This is a genomic window from Arundinibacter roseus, from assembly GCF_004348825.1.
Classification (GTDB): domain Bacteria; phylum Bacteroidota; class Bacteroidia; order Cytophagales; family Spirosomataceae; genus Arundinibacter; species Arundinibacter roseus.
On sequence record NZ_SMJU01000019.1, the window covers coordinates 60,509 to 79,621 of the forward strand.

General features: G+C 46.3%; 15 protein-coding genes. 7 read left to right on the top strand and 8 right to left on the bottom strand.

Annotated features, from left to right (window positions below):
• Positions 1-32: 32 nt before the first annotated feature.
• From EZE20_RS22025 to EZE20_RS22040, 4 genes are all read right to left on the bottom strand, one after another.
• Positions 33-1,244 carry an acetyl-CoA C-acetyltransferase gene (locus tag EZE20_RS22025; protein ID WP_132121828.1) on the bottom strand — a complete coding sequence of 404 codons (1,212 nt, stop codon included), beginning with the start codon at positions 1,242-1,244 and terminating at the stop codon, positions 33-35.
• A 28-nt stretch (positions 1,245-1,272) separates the two neighbouring features.
• Entirely contained in the window at positions 1,273-3,231 is a 1,959-nt protein-coding gene (locus tag EZE20_RS22030; protein WP_228713952.1) for a polysaccharide biosynthesis protein, read from the bottom strand.
• Positions 3,232-3,455: 224 nt separating this feature from the next.
• Positions 3,456-4,370 (bottom strand): TIGR01777 family oxidoreductase, encoded by a 915-nt coding sequence (locus tag EZE20_RS22035; protein WP_132121830.1) that lies wholly within the window; start codon positions 4,368-4,370, stop codon positions 3,456-3,458.
• A 14-nt stretch (positions 4,371-4,384) separates the two neighbouring features.
• Positions 4,385-5,236 (bottom strand): alpha/beta hydrolase, encoded by an 852-nt coding sequence (locus tag EZE20_RS22040; RefSeq protein ID WP_132121832.1) that lies wholly within the window; start codon positions 5,234-5,236, stop codon positions 4,385-4,387.
• 166 nt (positions 5,237-5,402) lie between these two features.
• Here EZE20_RS22040 and uvrB point away from each other — a divergent pair, with 166 nt between their 5' ends.
• The gene (gene uvrB, locus EZE20_RS22045; protein WP_132121834.1) at positions 5,403-7,418 is read left to right on the top strand and encodes an excinuclease ABC subunit UvrB; all 2,016 of its coding nucleotides are present in this window, start codon (positions 5,403-5,405) and stop codon (positions 7,416-7,418) included.
• A 225-nt stretch (positions 7,419-7,643) separates the two neighbouring features.
• Here the strand turns inward: uvrB and EZE20_RS22050 are convergent, their stop codons facing one another.
• Positions 7,644-9,833, bottom strand: a complete 2,190-nt coding sequence (locus tag EZE20_RS22050; protein WP_132121836.1) for an MFS transporter — start codon at positions 9,831-9,833, stop codon at positions 7,644-7,646.
• A gap of 529 nt (positions 9,834-10,362) precedes the next feature.
• Positions 10,363-11,124 carry a DUF3291 domain-containing protein gene (locus tag EZE20_RS22055; protein ID WP_132121838.1) on the bottom strand — a complete coding sequence of 254 codons (762 nt, stop codon included), beginning with the start codon at positions 11,122-11,124 and terminating at the stop codon, positions 10,363-10,365.
• 154 nt (positions 11,125-11,278) lie between these two features.
• Between EZE20_RS22055 and EZE20_RS22060 the strand changes: the two genes are divergently transcribed.
• From EZE20_RS22060 to EZE20_RS22085, 6 genes are all read left to right on the top strand, one after another.
• On the top strand, positions 11,279-11,773 hold the full coding sequence (locus EZE20_RS22060) for a GNAT family N-acetyltransferase (protein ID WP_132121840.1): 495 nt from the start codon (positions 11,279-11,281) through the stop codon (positions 11,771-11,773).
• The gene (arfB, locus tag EZE20_RS22065) at positions 11,773-12,195 is read left to right on the top strand and encodes an alternative ribosome rescue aminoacyl-tRNA hydrolase ArfB (RefSeq protein ID WP_132121842.1); all 423 of its coding nucleotides are present in this window, start codon (positions 11,773-11,775) and stop codon (positions 12,193-12,195) included. The genes EZE20_RS22060 and arfB overlap by 1 nt, the downstream gene beginning before the upstream one ends.
• 99 nt (positions 12,196-12,294) lie before the next feature.
• The gene (locus EZE20_RS22070; RefSeq protein ID WP_132121844.1) at positions 12,295-13,566 is read left to right on the top strand and encodes an MFS transporter; all 1,272 of its coding nucleotides are present in this window, start codon (positions 12,295-12,297) and stop codon (positions 13,564-13,566) included.
• Positions 13,567-13,670: 104 nt separating this feature from the next.
• On the top strand, positions 13,671-13,883 hold the full coding sequence (locus EZE20_RS22075; RefSeq protein ID WP_199879936.1) for a helix-turn-helix domain-containing protein: 213 nt from the start codon (positions 13,671-13,673) through the stop codon (positions 13,881-13,883).
• A complete protein-coding gene (locus EZE20_RS22080; RefSeq protein WP_132121846.1) occupies positions 13,880-14,203 on the top strand; it encodes a HipA N-terminal domain-containing protein in 324 nt (107 codons plus the stop codon). Before EZE20_RS22075 ends, EZE20_RS22080 begins: the two co-directional genes overlap by 4 nt.
• Before the next feature lie 28 nt (positions 14,204-14,231).
• Positions 14,232-15,143 (top strand): HipA domain-containing protein, encoded by a 912-nt coding sequence (locus EZE20_RS22085; protein WP_228713954.1) that lies wholly within the window; start codon positions 14,232-14,234, stop codon positions 15,141-15,143.
• Between the two features lie 108 nt (positions 15,144-15,251).
• Here the strand turns inward: EZE20_RS22085 and EZE20_RS22090 are convergent, their stop codons facing one another.
• The gene (locus EZE20_RS22090) at positions 15,252-18,212 is read right to left on the bottom strand and encodes an FAD-binding and (Fe-S)-binding domain-containing protein (RefSeq protein WP_132121849.1); all 2,961 of its coding nucleotides are present in this window, start codon (positions 18,210-18,212) and stop codon (positions 15,252-15,254) included.
• A gap of 68 nt (positions 18,213-18,280) precedes the next feature.
• The gene (locus EZE20_RS22095) at positions 18,281-19,048 is read right to left on the bottom strand and encodes a DeoR/GlpR family DNA-binding transcription regulator (protein WP_132121851.1); all 768 of its coding nucleotides are present in this window, start codon (positions 19,046-19,048) and stop codon (positions 18,281-18,283) included.
• Positions 19,049-19,113 lie beyond the last annotated feature (65 nt).

The following is a 19,113-nucleotide window of genomic DNA, read 5'->3' on the forward strand; positions in this document are numbered from 1 at the left end:
CTTGAAAATTGTGTTATTTTTATCAATCACTTTTACCCAACCCGCTCAAACACCGTGGCAACTCCCATCCCTCCACCGATGCAAAGCGTAGCGAGGCCGGTAGTAAGGTTGCGGCGTTCGAGCTCGTCGAGCAGCGTAGCGGTGATGATCGCTCCCGTAGCGCCCAACGGGTGGCCCAGGGCAATTGCACCGCCGTTCACGTTTAGCTTGTGGGAATCAACTCCCAATTGATCCATAAAATACATGGGAATTGCCGCAAAGGCTTCATTTACTTCAAAAAGATCAATATCATTGAGGGACATTCCGGCTCGTTTCAGAACTTTGTGGGTAGCGGGTACCGGGCCACTGAGCATGAGCGTAGGTTCGGTGCCGATGACCGAAAATCCCCGGATGCGCGCACGGGGTTTCAGGCCCAGTTTTTCGCCGATTTCTTTGGTGCCAATCAGGATACCAGCGGCTCCGTCTACAATTTGTGAAGAGTTGCCTGCATGATGTACGTGCATGATTTGCGTGAGTTCGGGATACTTCATGAGTGCCAGCGCATCCAGTCCCATCTGTCCGATTTTTTCAAAAGCCGGATTCAGCTTGCCCAGTGATTCTACCGTAGTTCCGGGCCGAACGCCCTCGTCGTAGTCAAGTATGGTAACACCTGATGATGGGTTCTGAATGGGCACGAGCGAGCGGGTAAAACGATTTTCCTGTTGCGCCTCCGTGGCCCGGCGGTACGACTCCGCCGCGTAGGCGTCTACATCGCTGCGGGAGTAGCCGCATTTTGTAGCAATGAGGTCGGCAGAGATGCCCTGCGGGACGATTTTATGCGTAGCTATAATCTGTGGATCCATGAAAAGGGCACCGCCATCCGAGCCCATCGGAACCCGCGACATGCACTCTACGCCTCCGGCAATAATCAGATCTTCCTGCCCGGACATGATACGGGCAGCAGCCATGTTGATGGCTTCCAGTCCCGACGAACAAAAACGGTTGAGTTGCACCCCGGCGACGCTTTCGGCGTAGCCGGCCTCCATTACGGCGGTGCGGGCGATGTCTGCGCCCTGCTCACCGATGGGAGTTACACAACCCATAATTACATCATCTACCAGACGGGTATCCAGCGAGTTTCGGTCACGAAGGTGTTTTAAAACCTGGGCGAGCAATTGAACGGGCGCCACCTGATGTAGCGATCCGTCGGATTTGCCGCGACCGCGAGGTGTTCGCACGGCATCATAAATATAGGCTTCGGGCATAGGGATTTTATACGTAAAAATGTAAAAATCAGCGCGGATCGGAGATATCTTCCTGCAAGTGATCTAGCTTTTGAAACTCCGAATTTTTGCTGATATATTCAGGAATAACCGTTTTCAAGAGAGTTACCATGGCATCCGCATCTCCGGTTTTTAGCGCGGTTCTCAAATGTAGGAGCGTTTCCTGAATTTGCTGAAAAGATACCACTTGCAGCCGGGCGATAAGAATTTTTGGGTGGTGCGTCGGCAGATTTTGTTCGTGATTGCCAAGTAATTCCTCGTAGAGTTTTTCGCCGGGGCGCAAACCCGAGTACGTAATCTTAATGTCGCGATCTGCTACAAAACCCGATAGCTGAATCATGCGCCGGGCAAGGTCTTCAATTTTGACGGGCTCGCCCATATCAAAGACAAACACATCGCCACCGTGTCCCATTGCACCTGCTTCCAGCACCAGCTGACAAGCCTCGGGGATGGTCATGAAATAGCGGATCACCTCCGGGTGCGTAACCGTAACCGGACCGCCCGATTGAATTTGCTTTTTGAATAAAGGCACAACGGAACCGTTGGAACCCAGAACATTACCAAAACGTGTGATAATAAAGTCCGTAGAATTGGCCAAATGAGAATTCAAACTTTGCACATACATTTCGGCCAGCCGCTTGGTGGCGCCCATGACGTTGGTTGGGTTAACGGCTTTATCTGTGGATACAAAAACGAATTTTTCTACGTGGCACTGAGCGGCGAGGTCAGCGACAACCTGCGTCCCAAATACATTGGTTTTGATGGCCTCATAGGGATATTTCTCCATAAGAGGCACGTGTTTGTAAGCAGCCGCATGGAACACGATTTGGGGCTGATGACAGGTAAATACAGCCCGCATTCGTTGCTCATTGGTTACGTCAGCTACTATCGAAACAAGCTCTACGAGGCTATTGTGCTCGGCAAGATAGGATTGAAGTTCAAATTCCAGATCATACAAGCCCGATTCAGACTGATCGATCATCAGTAATTTTTCGGGCTTGTAGTGCAGCAGTTGCCGGGCAATTTCACTGCCAATAGAACCCGCTGCACCCGTAATTGCCACCACTTTTCCGCCGACCTGTTTGGTAATGTTCAGATTATCAAGTTCAATCGGTTCGCGTTCCAGCAGGTCTTCAATCCTGATTTTTCTAATTTGTCCGCTACTCAGCGTACCTTCCAGCCACTCGTTGGCGGTTGGGACAACCTTTACGACAATGGTACTTTGTAAAAAAAATTCCAGAATCGCTTTCTTCTGCTTCGAGCTTATATTTTGAATCGCCAGTACGATTTCCGGTTTTAAGGGGTTATTGACAATGTATTTTTCAAAAGCACTCTGCCGATCCAGCACCCGTACGCCTGCGACGGCTTTGTTGATTAGCGTAGGATTATCGTCAATAAAACAGACAATGTTATAAATCCGTTGAGGATCTTTGAGTAATACGTTACGAGTCAGTATGCCAAGCGAACCTGCGCCATAGATAATGACATCCTGCGGGAACGTTCGATGGCTTTTACTGGAAATATCCAGATACATGGATTTTACAAAAAAACGACTTGCTATCATCAGAAATAAACAGATGAAATAGTCGATCAAAAGTATGGAAACCGGAATGTACAGCGCAATTTGACCCGATACATAAGCAAGAAGCGTAGAACTGGCAGCTACCAGCAAGCTGCTAACGGATACCGTTTGAAAAATCAGGTTAACGTCTTCCAGGCTCGTGTGGCGAACGATGCCGTGGTACGATCGGAATTTAAGAAAACAAAGCCACCGAACGAGCACCAGAAAAACAAGGTAGTAGCGATAGATTTCCCAGTTGATTTCGGTAAAGTCAAAATTGAAGCGCAGGACGCAGGCAGCTACAAAAGAAAAGACAACGATTGTTAAATCGATGGCGAGAATTAAGCGTCGGGAAACAAACCGATGGTGATAACTATCAAGTACGCGCTTGAAAATTCTTTCAATCATTGAATCAAATTGCCCTAGTGTGAGTGTATAACTTCCTTTTGCTGGGACAACACAAATTGCATTATCCTAAGCTTTGCTTTACCTTGTACCTGACAGACAAACGGTTGTTTATCAGGCTTTGGAATAATACGCTAACTTACATTTATTTTTTGAATTATGTATTTTACCAGCAAAGCTTTGTTTTTTCGGTAGATCACACATCCGGAAAACAGATGGTTTTCGACTTATTTCTTAGAAAGAAGATTTACCAGTGCCTGAGTCAGTTCTGGAAATTCATAGCGAAATGAGGACTGTTGTACGCGGGTGTTTTGTACATAAGAACTCCCCAACACCACATCGGCCATCTCGCCAAAGGCTAGCCGCAAGGCAAATTCAGGAACATTGGGTAACCATTGGGGTCTACCCAACACCTTGCATATCTGATGGGTAAGCTCGGTATTTGTCACAGGCGTAGCACTCACGCCGTTGTAAACGCCTGTCCAGCTGTCGTTTTCGAGGGCTTCTATAAAAAGTCGACACATGTCGTCGAGGTGAATCCACGACATCCATTGCGTACCGCTTCCCAGTGGAGCCCCGGCACCCAAACGCGCCGGTGTAGCCATTTTGGCGAGTGCGCCTCCTTTTTCACTAAGTACTACACCCGTTCGGAGTTTCACCGTTCGTATATTCAGAGCAGCTACTGCGTCGGCGGCATCTTCCCATTTTTTTGTTACGTCAGCCAAAAAATCATTCCCGGCTGGCGATTGTTCCGTGTGCTTTTGTTGACCGGTATCCGCGCCATAATAACCTATGGCTGAGGAGGAAACAAAAGCCTGTGGCTTGATTTCCTGAGCTTTCATCAGTCGGGCCAGCAACTCAATACTTTCGGTACGGCTGCTGATAATTTCTTTTTTACGCGACTCCGTCCAGCGTTCATCGGCAATGCCAGCTCCTGCCAGGTGAATCAGATAATCCATGGAATCGAGCGCCCGCGGATCTACCATACCTTTTTTTATATCCCATTCATAGACCGAGATATTGGGTTTTGGCATGCCTGAGCGGCTCAGGTGTGCAACCCGATAGCCCCGTTCCAGGAGCATGTCGGTCAGGCGTTGGCCAATCAGTCCGCTTCCGCCCGTAATCAATACTTTTTTTGACATAATTCTTTGAAATTTTAGTGTGAGTCTATTGAGGAAAAAGCGCTGGGATTATCCATAAAATCAATCATCTGATGGTAAAGCGGATTCCATGGAAAAATGAATTGTGTAATCATCGGAATATGTTTCTTGCCTTTACAAATAAAATAATCAGGCGAAGGTACCTGCTTCCTGAAATCCTCCATAAAAGCTTCGGTACTTACTTCAATGGATTCATACGTTTTTTCTCCCCGATAAATCAAAAAAGGGGGTTGATCGGGATTCAAATGGTACCGGGGCGAAGCCTTTTTCCAGGTAGCCGGGTCGGTGCCAAAGGTAGCGAGATAGGTGTGGCCGCGCTGGTATTTCTTTTCCATTAGGTAGCTGTACATATCAAGCCCGGCAGCGTCGATCAGGATTACACCAGCCAAAGGATTTGATAGAGAAAGCGTCGAAAAATACGCAGAGTCCAACGCAATCAGCGCCGCCAAATGCCCGCCTGCCGAATGCCCCGACACAAACACCCGCTTCGGATCGCCGCCGTAGGTAGTGGCGTTCTGTACCGCCCACTGAACGGCCCGAGCGGAGGCTTCGGCCATTTGCTGATAGGTAGCCTGCGGGCTAAGTGGATAGTCGATAATCAAGGTAACGATTCCTTTGCGGGCGAAGGAATTTCCTAAAAAACGATACGTAGATTTTTTGCCTGAATTCCAGTTTCCACCGTGTATAAAAATCAACACTGGTTTGGGTTTATTCATCTTTTTGGGCGCGTACACATCCAGTCTTTGTTCCGGCTGACCAGAACTGGCGGGCTGATATAGAATGTCTTTTTTACGTAAAACACAGCTGCTGACGAGCCCGGACAAGCACAGGAAAAGGAAAATTCGCATAAGGAAGAAGTAAATGAAAAATGATTTTCCACGCTATACGTAACAGCGAAGAACAGGTAAAGTTTTTATGGGGATAGCCCAAACAAAAAAGCTTGTGCCAGTTCCGAACCATTTGTTGTACGTTGCCTGTTACGTCTTATACGCTTTTACTGAACCTTACGCCTATATGAATTTCGAACTTATTTCTGAGTACGTGCCTACCGGCGATCAGCCACAAGCCATTCAACAGCTTATGGAAGGGTTTAAAAATGGCGACCGCGCCCAGACGCTTCTTGGAGTCACGGGCTCTGGAAAAACTTTTACGGTGGCCAATGTGGTCAACCAGCTCAACCGTCCGACGCTGGTACTTAGCCACAACAAAACTCTGGCAGCACAGCTATATGGCGAGTTTAAGCAGTTTTTCCCCAATAATGCCGTCGAGTATTTTATCAGCTACTACGATTACTACCAGCCCGAAGCGTTTATTTCAACCACCAATACGTACATCGAGAAGGACCTGATGATTAATCAGGAAATTGATAAGCTGCGACTTGCCACGGTGTCGTCGCTCATGAGCGGGCGTCGTGATGTGCTCGTGGTGGCGTCGGTGTCGTGTATTTATGGTGCGGGAAATCCTAATGAGTATAAAAAAAGTATTCTGAAAGTAGCCATCGGCGAGCGGACCAACCGCAACCAGTTTTTGTTTCGCCTGGTCGAAATTTTATATAGCCGTACAGACGTAGAGTTTTCGCGAGGTACGTTTCGGGTCAAAGGCGATACGGTGGATATTTATCCGGGTTATGCCGACTTTGCGTACCGGATTATTTTTTTTGGAGACGAAATTGAGGAAATTCAGCGGATTGAACCAACCTCAGGGAAAAGGATTTCGAGCGAAAAGCTTATCGCTATTTTCCCGGCAAATCTTTTTGTGACCGGGCGCGATGTGCTCATGCAGTCGATTCGTGAAATACAGGATGACTTGCAGGCACAGATTCGCTACTTTGCCAAAGATGGCCGCCTCATGGAAGCAGAGCGGATTAAAGAACGCACCGAGTTTGATATGGAAATGATGCGCGAGTTGGGCTATTGCTCCGGTATCGAAAACTACTCGCGTTACTTTGATCGCCGTCAGCCCGGCCAACGGCCTTTCTGCCTGCTCGATTATTTTCCGGAAGATTTCCTGATGGTTGTAGACGAAAGCCACGTCACGATGCCGCAGATTCGGGCGATGTGGGGCGGCGACCGCTCCCGCAAGGAATCGCTGGTAGAGTATGGATTTCGGTTGCCTTCGGCGCTGGACAACCGCCCGCTCACGTTTCAGGAGTTTGAAGAACTGACCACCCAAACCCTTTTTGTAAGTGCTACGCCCGCCGATTATGAACTCCGGCAAACCGACGGCGTGGTTGTCGAGCAGATCATCCGCCCGACCGGCCTGCTTGATCCCGAAATTGATGTACGCCCCAGTCTGAATCAGATTGATGATTTGCTGGCTGAAATCGACATTCGTGTCAAACGAAATGAGCGCGTGCTGGTTACGACCCTCACCAAGCGTATGGCGGAGGAGTTAAGTAAATACCTGGACCGGGTAGGGGTGAAGGGCCGCTACATTCACTCGGAAGTAAAAGCGCTGGATCGCGTGGAAATTCTGCGTGAACTCCGCCTCGGGGTTTTTGATGTGCTGGTCGGGGTCAATTTGCTGCGCGAAGGCCTGGACTTGCCGGAGGTGTCACTTGTGGCCATTATGGATGCTGACAAGGAAGGTTTTCTACGGGATATTCGTTCGTTGATTCAGACGATTGGCCGCGCCGCCCGAAATGAAAATGGCAAGGTACTCATGTACGCCGACCGCATTACGGGCTCCATGCGCATGGCAATTGACGAAACCAACCGCCGCCGGGCTATTCAGATGGAGTACAACGAGAAACACGGCATTACGCCCCGCACGATTCTCAAATCAAGAGAAGCCATTATGGAGCAAACCATGGTAGCCGACTCCAAAACCAAACGCATGTACGTAGAGCCCGACGAGATCAACATCGCTGCCGACCCGGTGGTACAATACATGGGTAAAAGTGACCTGCAAAAGCTCGTCGCCGAAACCCAACGCAAGATGGAAGCCGCCGCCAAAGACCTCGACTTTCTGCAAGCCGCTCGCTTCCGTGATGAGTTGGTGCAGTTGAAAGAGCGGTTGAAGGGGGAGTGAGGTTTTTTTTGGTTTTGTTTATTTTTCCTTTTTACAAGTGAATTGGACATATGACTCGACACCTTTTGTGATTGTAGTCTCTGTCTCAGCCCTGATTGGTCACTTTGTTAAAAACGAAAAAGAGTACAGATGGTATAATATGTTCCCCTACTGATTCATCTACTCCGTAGACTCTGTCCCCACAGACCTGCTACCATACAGTAGTACAATAACCTATGCAACCGATCAATTTTTATATACATAGTTAAACTCATCTCTTGGAAATAGATCGTTATTGACTTCTTGATCTGAATGATACTCTACTTTCTTAAAATCAAGGACACTTTTTTTCCAGTCAATCGGTAGGGCTTTAAACTCCTCCTTAACGGGGCTATTCAAATCTATCTCAATTTTGGAAGTACTTCCAATAAGCATAAAGCCATTGGTGTAAGCGTAAGGGAATACTTTGGCAAAGGTATTTGTAACTCGCTCAGTGGCAGCCCAGCTTACGGCAAACCCGCCCGGACTCAATTTGGATTTGAGCAATTCAAAGTACTCAACTGAATAAATATTGCCTGAATATGGAGAGTCGGCCCTAAGCGCATCTGCTTCAATGATATCGTATTTTTCATCGGAATTCAGTAGCGCTTTTCTGCCATCTTTAATATTCAATTTGATTCTATCATCATTGAATAATCGATTTATATCTTTATCATCAATCATTTTGCCATAGGTACTGACTAAATCATATTGATTGGTAGATATCTCAAAACAATCTATATGGTCAGTTTTTTCTGATTGGCTGGCTGCATACAAGGTTCCCCCTGAGCCAAAACCGATAATGGCAATTTTCTTTGGATCAGGATGGATAAGAACCGGTAAATATCCCAGTTGCACGTGTCCTAAATCTTGCTTAAATGGAAAATAACTCTGTCCCAATCCGTTTAGAAATATCACATCGGTTTTAGAGTCTAAAAAATTCAATTTGATTGTAGAAACGCTTGATTTGTCTTCCAGTACCAATATCTCTTTGTCATGAGAACCCTGAAATACTTTCCACATGGATTGATTGTCCGGAAAAATAGCCATGCAAATCAACGTAGTAACAATAAGCAGGGAACTCTCAGTTTTGTGTATGTAAGACGTATCTATATAGAGTATTTTATAAATAAATAGAATAATTAGTAGTATCGAAAGAAAGAATAATGACTGACTTGTACCCAGGTATTGAAATAAGAAAAAGGTAGTTATAATCACAGAGATAGATGAAAATCCGATGTTGAAGAACAATAATGTCCCTAATTTTTTTCCAAAAGAAACTATGGATTTATTAGATGCCTCCTGTAAGGAAACAAATGAAACTCCCATAAGAATAGTGGGAATTGCGACAAAGAAGGAAGTCAGGAAAAATGTCAAAAAATTCATTCTAAATCCTCTCCCTTTCTCATACCTGTATAGATAATCGTTAAATGATTCAATGAGTTCACTATTCTTTATCACAAAAAACAGGACTATATACGAGAGAAGAGTCGATAGTACGATCAATCCCTGTAAACGAAAAAATAGATGAGTAGGATTTTTTATTTTCTTCAAATACATTAATCCAATGATTGAGCCTATGGCGATACCTACAAGGTAAATGGATAGAAGGACAGGAAAAGTAAAACTATTTCCTTTTAGCATGATGTGGAGTGTTCTAAACCAAATCATCTCTAAGGATAACGCGATAAATCCAGAAACACCAAATAACAGATACCAATTTAACTGCGTAGTTTCTTTAACTACCAGCTCCTCTTCTTTTTCACTATTTGAAGTACGATTATGAGGTATATGTTTAAGAGATTTATACATGAGAATGGTCACCAAAACACAAAGTAAGTTCAATAGGGCTGCAAAATAAATTAACCCATTAAAACCGAGCCTTGGAACAATAATAAAAAATGGTATAAATGCACCAAAGGCTGCCCCAAATGTATTGAAAGCATACAAATAATACGTATTGGTTTTTATTTCGCGCAGGGAGGTTTCAAACAGTTTTGAAAGCAAGGGAAGGGTAGAGCCCATCGCTACGGTAGGAGGAAGTAAAAAAACAAAAGAAAGGAAAATCGATAATAGGAGATTTTCTGTGGAAAATTTCTGATAAAGTATATCATAAAGGAAAAAGCTGCTCAGAACGCCAAAGACAGCAATTACTATTTCTATTATGACGTAAAGCCCCAATCGTTTCAGATCGTCCAGACTATCAGATATTTTACCGCCCAGGTAACTCCCCAAGCCTAACCCTAGCATGAAAATGGAAACTATGATAGTTGTAGAGAGGGTGTCGGAACCAAAGGAAAATGTGAGATAACGTTGCCAAACTACCTGATATACGATCGAACTGATTCCGGAAATAAAAAATAGAACGATTATTACAATTTTAAGCCTTTTGTTCATAAGTTTCTGAAATAGTGAGTGATACTCGCGTTTACAGCTTGTGCAGCTTTACTGTTGGTAGGGTTTACTGACGAGCAATTGCTTTCTTAGCCACTAACTTACGTGACATTTTTTAACAATTCAGTCTTGCCTGATTAAAAATTGCCATATTTTATAATCAACAGACTCTGTGGACTTTGTCTCCATAGGTTAATTGATTCGTGCGATTGAGGTGTGGATAGCTGTGCCTGCGTCGGGTCGGAGCTCGGTTCGTTTCAGTATTGCGCGCGGCAATGGCATGCGTAGGCTTCCGAGAGATTGTGGAAAGAAGTAGCTCGCTTTTTTTCCTTAAGATTAAATCAGAAAGAATCCCTAAAAACTTTAAACCACGATATTTCCTATTGAATAGGCGGAGTATCAAGCCGATCATCTAATCCATAGATTTTCACGGTGCAGGAATTGATACTCTACGTAAAAGAGTCAATTTGGTCGAATAATCGGTGATAAAACCTTCACCGAAAGAACGAATTTTAGTAGATGGAGTGAGAATTTATGGGTAGTACACAGAAGCGAGACGAATCATTTCCAGCTGTGGGACAAGGATATTTTTCCCGTCAAGCGTGCCCTGTGTAGCCGTTGGCACAAAACGTGCAAATAACTCTTCGCTATACCAGCCTCGCTGCCGGGTTCGGTGCACGATTTCTTTATGACCCGTAGTTTGATAGGCAAACTTTTTCAACGATTCTACACTGTCCCAAATACTGACCGTAGCCTGCTGTGTGATTGGATTTTCTCCAATGCCCATGGCAAGCAGTACCCCCGGTGACTTTTTGAGTGAAGCATGAACCTGCGGAACATGCCGCCAGAAATCCAAAAGCTTGGTTACATGAATTTTGGCCCGCGTCAATACTACGACCGGTCCCTGATAGTTTTTTCCAATTCGCTCGGACACGCTAAACGGTTCTTTTCCGTCCCAATGCCCGTGCACCTGCATCGGCTGCATTTTGATGGTATAGTGCTCTGTGGCTCTGGAAGCATAGGTTTGAAACGCAGGTGAAGCAAAAAAATCGTTTGCCTGACGGTCGTTTTCCCAACTCGCAAGAAAGGTGTATTTGCGAAAATTGGGCATCAGATCAAAACCTTTCCGACCGCTGCCAAGCATTTTACTAAACGTAGCTCCCGCAGATTTTTCTAATATTTTGAGTCCCATTTGCCTCAGCGCCCACCAGGTTTTGTTTTTGGGGAAATTAAAGATCGTAAACGTAATGACCGGCCGGGACGGATCCTGTGGATATAACGAGGTAAATTTCATGGTGTTTACTGATAACTTGTTGACTGATCCTGAAAGGTGAATTAAAAAGGTTGTACCAGGCGCAGAAAAATGTTTTGGTCTTTGGACTTTAAGGTGCGTTGAAAAGTCCGGTAAATCTCCTGAACTTTGTACAAAAACAACTTACAAAGGCTCCATGCACCTTTTTACGATTCGACAAGCCACCGTAGCGGATGCCCCGACGCTTGCACAGCATCGGGCCGACATGTGGCTTGCCATGAACGACCTTTCTCCGGAAGGCTATGACGAAATGTATAGACAAAGTGTTTCCTACTTTGAGGAAGCAGTGGCAGATGCGTCTTTTGTGGGTTGGCTCGCAGAAGCGGAGTCAGGAGAAATAATAGCCGGTGGAGGGCTGCTTCTGCGGCGAATTGCTCCTTTTCCGGGAGCAGATAAACGAGTGTGCCACTCCGAGAAACAGGCGCATATCCTGAACGTATATACCGAACCTGCTTACCGTGGGCGCGGCCTGGCCAACAGCCTGATGCATCACATGATGGCCTGGTGCGAGGCGCAGCAGATCGCGCTCGTTACGCTCAATGCCTCGACTGCGGGCAAGCCTATGTACGAAAAACTGGGGTTTGAGGAAGTTAGGAATTACATGAAGTGGAATCAAATAAGTGAAAAATAATGAGGGAAGAAAAGGGATTTAATGCCAAACTCCTCCATCCTGAACTCGTGTTTCAGACCGCTCGAAGCGGAGGAAAAGGCGGGCAGAATGTGAATAAGGTAGAAACAAAAGTAGAGCTGCGCTTTGACGTACAAAACTCCGCCCTGCTGACCGATGAACAAAAGCAGCGGCTGTTGCACAAACTGGCCAATAGAATTACAGAAGACGGCATTTTGCTGCTCTATCACCAAACCGAACGTAGCCAACTGGGCAATAAGACAAAGATTATTCAGAAGTTTAACGAGTTGATTCAAAAGGCTTTTGTGGTGCCAAGGCAACGCAAACCCACCAGTCCGACTTTTTCGTCGGTGGAGAATCGCAAACAAACCAAGAAACGACGCGCAGAGGTAAAAACCATGCGCCGCAAGCCGCCGGAAGAATAATTTCCGGCGGTTTTATTTTTTTGTTGAGAATTGATTTTCTTTGAATACCCGGTTCAATTTCTGCTTTCAACCCAACCCTTTATCCGTGCACTTTCTGCTATGAACTCAACGACTACGACTATTCCTGAAAAGACAACGTTCCAGCATTTGTCCAGTCTGCCCGTTGTTGTGGCGGCGCTTGGCTATTTTGTGGATATTTATGACCTGCAGCTGTTTGGTATTGTGCGCATTCCCAGTTTGCTTAGCCTGGGGCTAACTCTGGATGAAGCCGATGTTGTTGGAATTGAAATATTGGATTTTCAGATGATAGGTCTTCTCCTCGGAGGAATTGCCTGGGGAATGCTGGGCGATAAAAAGGGTCGGTTATCCGTTCTTTTTGGTTCAATCATTACCTATTCACTGGCCAACATCGCCTGTGGATTGATTCCCCAAATAAACTTTGTTGATAAAATTGAAGCCTACAAGTGGCTTCGCTTCATTGCAGGATTTGGTCTCGCCGGAGAACTTGGAGCGGGCATTACGCTGGTATCTGAAATTCTGCCCAAAAACCTGCGGGCGATTGGCACATCGCTGGTGGCTGGCATCGGTCTTATGGGAGCCGTGGTAGGCACCTTCACCGTACGCCTTTCAGGTGACTGGACTATCGCCTATTTTATTGGTGGCGGGCTGGGCATCATGCTGTTATTGCTGCGCGTTGGGGTAATTGAGTCAGGAATGTACAAGGGGCTTTCTCAAAAAGGCGGGATCTCCAAAGGCAATTTCTTTGCGTTCTTTACCAACAGAGAGCGTTTCATAAAGTATATGAAATGCATTGGTATCGGCCTGCCGACCTGGTTTTGTATGGGGATCCTGGCCTATCAAAGCAATCAGTTTGGGAAGGCGCTGGGTGTAGTGGGAGTAGTAGAGCCCGGCCTGTCTATCATGTGGGGTTACATCGGTGTATCCGTAGGCGATCTTTTGAGTGGTTTTATTAGTCATCGATTGCATTCCCGCAAAAAAGCCATTGCCTATATGATGGCTTTTGCACTGGCAGGAGTGCTGCTGTTTTTGTTTGGCGGCTTCAAAACACCCGAAGCGCTCTACGCCCTGTGCTGCTGGCTTGGGCTGGGCACGGGCTATTGGGCTATGTTTGTGACCGTCGGGGCAGAGCAATTTGGCACGAACTTACGAGCTACTGCTGCTACCACAATACCCAACTTTGTAAGGGGCGCATTGGTGCCAATGAACCTGCTATTTCTGGCCTTTAAACCCTCTCTGGGAGTCATCATGGCCGGAATGCTGGTGGGCGTTCTGGTCTTTTCAATCGGGTTCTATTCAACCCTTACCATCCCTGAAACACATGGGAAAGATTTAGATTTTCTGGAAGAGTAGAAGGATTTTATATGCGAAAGCATATATTTTTCATCTTAAAGATATAATTATATTTAAAAGCATATAAAATAGCTATATTGGACTAGGATTATATTTAAATACATATGATTAGAACTTTGGCTGATTTTGTAAAAGAACGTCGACGAGGGGTTAACCTTACGCAGGAGGAGTTTGCCGAAAGAGCTGGCGTGGCGCTAACCGTAGTACGTAAGATCGAACAGGGTAAAACCAATCTGAGTATGGAAAAGGTAAACCTCGTTCTCCGCATGTTCGGTCATGAGTTGGCTCCGGTCAGTAGTAAAGAGTTGATTCAATGAGACACGGAAGAGTATACTACAAAGATCAGTTGGCCGGTATTATCACCGAGACAAATGAGGGAGAGTATGTTTTTCAATATGAAGAGCAGTACGTCATAAACCATCCTGAAAGTTTCATAACCTTTACCATGCCAGTAACCCATAAGCCCTATACAGATAATCGGCTGTTTCCATTTTTTGAAGGATTAATTCCGGAAGGGTGGCTATTGGATATTGCTTCCAAAAGCTGGAAAATCAATCGAAATGATCGCATGGGGCTGTTGTTGGCCTGTTGCCAGAATTGTATCGGGGCCGTAAGTGTTGAACCCATACCAGCATAAGATGGAGAATAAATGTTTGTACTGCTATATGTCGCTAGGGCAAGAGAAGGATTTTCATGAAAAATGTTCAATGGCGTTTTTTGGAACCCCGAGAGCCCCGGTTCTAGACTACTCGCTTGACAAAATGGATGAACTGGCCAAAGCAGTAGTGGAGCGGAGTATCGCAGTACCTGGTGTTCAGGCAAAAATTTCCATGTCGGTAGTGAAGGCAGCAAAAGAAAAATCGGATGCCAGGCTGACTGTGATGGGGGCCCTGGGGGGGCAGTATATTTTCAAGCCACCTTCTGATCGCTTTCCCGAAATGCCCGCAAACGAACATGTAACCATGTTGATAGCTAAAACATTCGGAATTCGGGTGGTGCCTTCTTCTCTGATTCGACTAGCTTCTGGTGAACTTTCCTACATAACTAAACGAATTGACCGCACTGAGTCAGGAGATAAAATCCATATGATCGATATGTTTCAGATAACGGAGGCATTTGATAAGTACAAAAGCTCTATGGAAAGAATTGGAAAAGCGTTGGACAGCTATTCCGGGAATACATTACTGGATAAGGTTCTTTATTTCGAATTAGCGCTATTTTGCTTTCTAACCGGGAACAATGACATGCACTTAAAAAACTTTTCAATGATTGAGAGTCCCTATGGGTGGGGATTATCTCCGGCCTACGATCTGTTAAATGTCTCAATCGTAAACCCTGATGATGATGAAGAACTTGCACTTACTTTGATGGGTAAGAAAAAAAAGTTGAAGCGGGAACATTTTGAGCAATTAGCCAACGGATTGGGCTTGACCAAAAAGCAGATGGAAGGGGCGTTCAGGCGAATGAACAAGAATAAAATTAAGGCCTTTGACTGGGTTGACCGCTCCTTTCTTTCAGAGAAGATGAAAGAGGCATACAAGCTTGTGATGGAGAAGAGGTATGCGCAACTCGCATAAAAGTCCGGTTCGCAATCATGCCCGGCAGCGTCCGACTGTGGTCGGGGCTCGAAGTCACGAGCCCCGCCTTTCATTCGCCGTGCGGGCGGACTCCTCACTCATTCAAATTTATACAACTGCATCCCACAGAATCTCCACGGGGTGCATCGCCTTTCGGCCTGTTCCGTCATGAATCTGATGCCGACAACTTGTACCGGGTGCGGCGATCAGCACTTCTTCGGGTTGCTGGCGCACGGTTGGAAAAAGTACGAGTTCGCCAATTTTCATAGAAATGTCGTAGTGCTCAGCTTCATAGCCAAAGCTCCCGGCCATGCCGCAGCAGCCGCTGGGGATTAGCTGAACGGTATAGTTTTCGGGTAAAGAGAGCATTTTCTTAGTCGGAACCATACTTGCTATCGCCTTTTGCTGGCAGTGCCCGTGCAATTTGATGAGGCGTTTTTCGGTGGAAAAAAGGTCTTTTGAGATTTTTTTTAGATCAATTTCCCGCGCAATAAATTCATCAAACTGCAAGGCATTTTGGGCAATTTTTTTAGCGTCTTCGATCAAATCTTCCTGCACGAGATCCGGATATTCGTCCCGGAAAGTCAAAATAGCTGACGGTTCAATGCCGATCAGCGGTGTATCGTGCGAAATAATATCTTTCAGAAACTGAATGTTCTGTTCCGCAATTTTCTTAGCATCTTTCAATAAGCCTTTTGATAGCTGCGGCCGTCCGCTGGGAGCATGTTTCGGGATCTCGACTTCGTAGCCAAGTTTTTGTAATAATAGGATGGCCTTTTTGCCAATTTCTACATCATTAAAATTGGTAAACTCATCACAGAAAAGGTACACCTTTCGACCCGGTTCCGAGGATGCTTGTGGGCGTTTGGGTTGCTTTTTAAACCAACTCAAAAGCGTTTCTGTGTGCAGCAGCGGCATGGTTCGCTCGGGGTGAAAACCAACTGCCCGATTGGCAAATTTGCGCAAAGGCGCATTTTTAAAAACCATATTGTACGCCCAGGGTACGTAACTGGCCAACTGAGTCAGTTTAGAAAAATTACCCACCAGCCACGAGCGCATCGGCACGCCGTGGACGTCGTGGTGCTGTTGCAAAAACTCCATTTTTAATTTAGCTACATCAACATTTGACGGGCATTCGCCCTTGCAGCCTTTACACGCCAGGCACAGGTCAAAAACCTCTTTGATTTCGGCATGATCAAACGGGTTTTCTTTGGGTGAGCGAGTAAGCATCTCGCGTAAAATATTGGCTCTGGCGCGCGTGGTGTCCTTTTCATTCCGCGTTGCCATGTAGCTAGGGCACATGGTGCCGCCGCTCATTTCGGTCTTCCGACAATCTCCCGAGCCGTTGCATTGCTCGGCATGTTGCAGGATAGTCTGATTCGGAAATCGGAAGTACGTTTTTACCTCCGGGGTTTGCTGATCGGCCTCGTAGCGCAGAAACGTATCCATCGGCGGCGAGTCAACTATCTTGCCGGGGTTAAATAGATTGTTCGGATCCCAGGCACGTTTAATTTCTTTAAACAACGCATAATTATGCTCCCCCACCATCTTCGGAATAAACTCACCCCGTAGCCGCCCGTCGCCATGCTCACCCGAAAGCGAGCCGTCGTATTTTTTAACGAGCGTTGCAATTTCTTCCGCAATCATCCGAAATTGCTGATGTCCTTCCCGGGTTTTCAGGTTGATTATCGGCCGCAAATGCAGCTCGCCCGAGCCCGCATGTGCATAGTGCACAGCCGACATGTTGTGCTTGTGTAGAATCTCATTAAAATCCCGGATATAGGCCGGTTGATCGAGTACATCCACGGCAGTATCTTCAATCACAGCCACCGCTTTCTCATCACCCGGAATGTTTCCCAGCAGCCCGAGGCCGGCTTTCCGCAGCGTCCATATTTTTTTGGTATCCTCACCAAAAAGCAGTGGAAAGTGAAAGCCCAGCCCGGCGGCCCGCAGCTCGGTTTCGAGGTCATGCGCCAGCTGTTCTACCTCTTCCTTCGTTTCGCGGGAGAGATCGACCACCAGGATTGCCGGGTAAGTTCCTTCGTCTGTATTTTTTACAAAAAAAGCATTTTTTCGTTGTTCCGAATTACTTGCGGCACATTCAAGTACATAGCTATCAATGAGTTCTACGGCCTGCGGCTTATAGTTAAGTGCTACAATAGTTGCCCGAAGAGTTTCGTCAATCGTATTAAAGTGTGCACAAAGTAACCCCTGAGTTTTGGGTGGAAGGGGCACGAGATTAAGTTTTATTTCTGTAAGTAAGCAAAGCGTTCCTTCTGACCCGGCAATGAGTCGACACATCGAAAACGCGGGGCCGTTTTCGGTAAAAGGGGCGCAGTCCAGTAACAAATCCAACGCGTAGCCGGTGTTGCGCCGCTCGATGGATTTTTTTGGAAAATTCTTCCGGATTTCCTCCTGATTTGTTGAGTCGCTCAGAATTTTTTTTGTGGCCTTATAAATCGTTTTTTCCAGATCGGACGCACCGGCCCGTAGCCCGTCAAGGGCAGCCAGTCCGATTTCGGCAGAAAAAATAGCTTCCGAGCCATCAGCAAGTAAAGCTTTTACTTCCAGCAAATGTTCACGCGTAGAGCCGTACACAACCGAGTTGGAACCACAGGAATTGTTACCGACCATTCCGCCGATCATAGCGCGGTTGGCAGTGGAGGTTTCGGGACCAAAGTAGAGCCCGTACTGCTTCAAGGCCATGTTGAGCTCGTCCCGCACAACGCCCGGCTGTACCCTGACCCACCGCTCGGCGGCGTTGATTTCGAGTATTTTATTGAAGTGCCGTGAAACATCCACCACAATCCCGTTTCCTACAACCTGCCCGGCAAGAGAGGTACCGGCGGTGCGGGGAATGAGCGAAATTTTCTTCTGATTTGCAAAAAGAATGAGCCGTTTCAGATCCGCTTCTGTGCGTGGAATAGCCACAGCCTGAGGTACTTCACGATAAGCCGATGCATCGGTAGCGTAGAGCGTCCGGTAGGTAGAATCGGTAAATAATTCGCCGTCAAGCTGACGCGAAAGTTCATCAAAATGAGCGGTTGTTTCGGAAGATAATCCTGTCATTATGCAAAAATCAAAGGGCTATTTTCCTGCAAATGTACAACACAGTACAGGCAAGGCCACTCTGTTTTTCAGATAAATTCTACCTTGTGCCGGGGCCAGCCTTTGGTTTCGGGCAGGATCGTACTTGTGCTATAAAGAAGGGTATCAATGTCTTCAAAACGGCAAACCTGATAGGCTTCCACGTTATTAATTTTCTCAAAAGTAGTACACACAACTGTTTTGCCTGATACCGCCATCATTTGGCGTTTGAGTTGTGATTCTTCGTAATGCCGGATCGTCAGCCCGGCGGTGGGATGAATCCCGACAACGCCCATAAAATATAGATCGGCCTTGAAATGACGAAGTTGGGCGGCGGTTTCGCTACCCATCGTAATCTGATAGCGCTTGTGAAACGACCCCCCCAGCAAAATCACCTCCACGGAGGGGTGATTTGCCAGAGAGATCGCCAGAGGAGGGCTATTAGTGATTATCGTTAATTCAAGAGTCCGGGGAAGCTGCTCTGCAATGTACAGATTCGTGGTTCCACCATCCATCATAACGATTTGTCCATTATGGAAAAGTCGCTGAGCTTTTTGGGCAATGATTGAAATTTCAGAATTAGGAATACCCATTGCCTGCCTGACCCGCATCGGGAGATAGGAGTTGGAGATTGCCCCTCCATGTACCTTTTTAAGTAGTCCTCGCTCTTCAAGCTCAATGACGTCCCGACGAATGCTATCGTAGGATACATCCAATTCCTGACTCAATGCAACCAAAGAAACCTTCTTATCCGCGCTTAGTTTATCTAAAATCCAGTGTTGTCGCTCGTCTTTTAACATACCAAGAGAAAATTGCACTATGCGTGCGATTTTGTGCAAACTTTACTTGTATAATTTGTGCAAATATGCATATATTTGCATTC

Coding starts and splice junctions, on each gene's coding strand:
- EZE20_RS22025 (WP_132121828.1), bottom strand. CDS start 1,244: ATGCCCGAAGCCTATATTTATGATGCCGTGCGAACACCTCGCGGTCGC.
- EZE20_RS22030 (WP_228713952.1), bottom strand. CDS start 3,231: ATGATTGAAAGAATTTTCAAGCGCGTACTTGATAGTTATCACCATCGG.
- EZE20_RS22035 (WP_132121830.1), bottom strand. CDS start 4,370: ATGTCAAAAAAAGTATTGATTACGGGCGGAAGCGGACTGATTGGCCAA.
- EZE20_RS22040 (WP_132121832.1), bottom strand. CDS start 5,236: ATGCGAATTTTCCTTTTCCTGTGCTTGTCCGGGCTCGTCAGCAGCTGT.
- uvrB (WP_132121834.1), top strand. CDS start 5,403: ATGAATTTCGAACTTATTTCTGAGTACGTGCCTACCGGCGATCAGCCA.
- EZE20_RS22050 (WP_132121836.1), bottom strand. CDS start 9,833: ATGAACAAAAGGCTTAAAATTGTAATAATCGTTCTATTTTTTATTTCC.
- EZE20_RS22055 (WP_132121838.1), bottom strand. CDS start 11,124: ATGAAATTTACCTCGTTATATCCACAGGATCCGTCCCGGCCGGTCATT.
- EZE20_RS22060 (WP_132121840.1), top strand. CDS start 11,279: ATGCACCTTTTTACGATTCGACAAGCCACCGTAGCGGATGCCCCGACG.
- arfB (WP_132121842.1), top strand. CDS start 11,773: ATGAGGGAAGAAAAGGGATTTAATGCCAAACTCCTCCATCCTGAACTC.
- EZE20_RS22070 (WP_132121844.1), top strand. CDS start 12,295: ATGAACTCAACGACTACGACTATTCCTGAAAAGACAACGTTCCAGCAT.
- EZE20_RS22075 (WP_199879936.1), top strand. CDS start 13,671: ATGATTAGAACTTTGGCTGATTTTGTAAAAGAACGTCGACGAGGGGTT.
- EZE20_RS22080 (WP_132121846.1), top strand. CDS start 13,880: ATGAGACACGGAAGAGTATACTACAAAGATCAGTTGGCCGGTATTATC.
- EZE20_RS22085 (WP_228713954.1), top strand. CDS start 14,232: ATGTCGCTAGGGCAAGAGAAGGATTTTCATGAAAAATGTTCAATGGCG.
- EZE20_RS22090 (WP_132121849.1), bottom strand. CDS start 18,212: ATGACAGGATTATCTTCCGAAACAACCGCTCATTTTGATGAACTTTCG.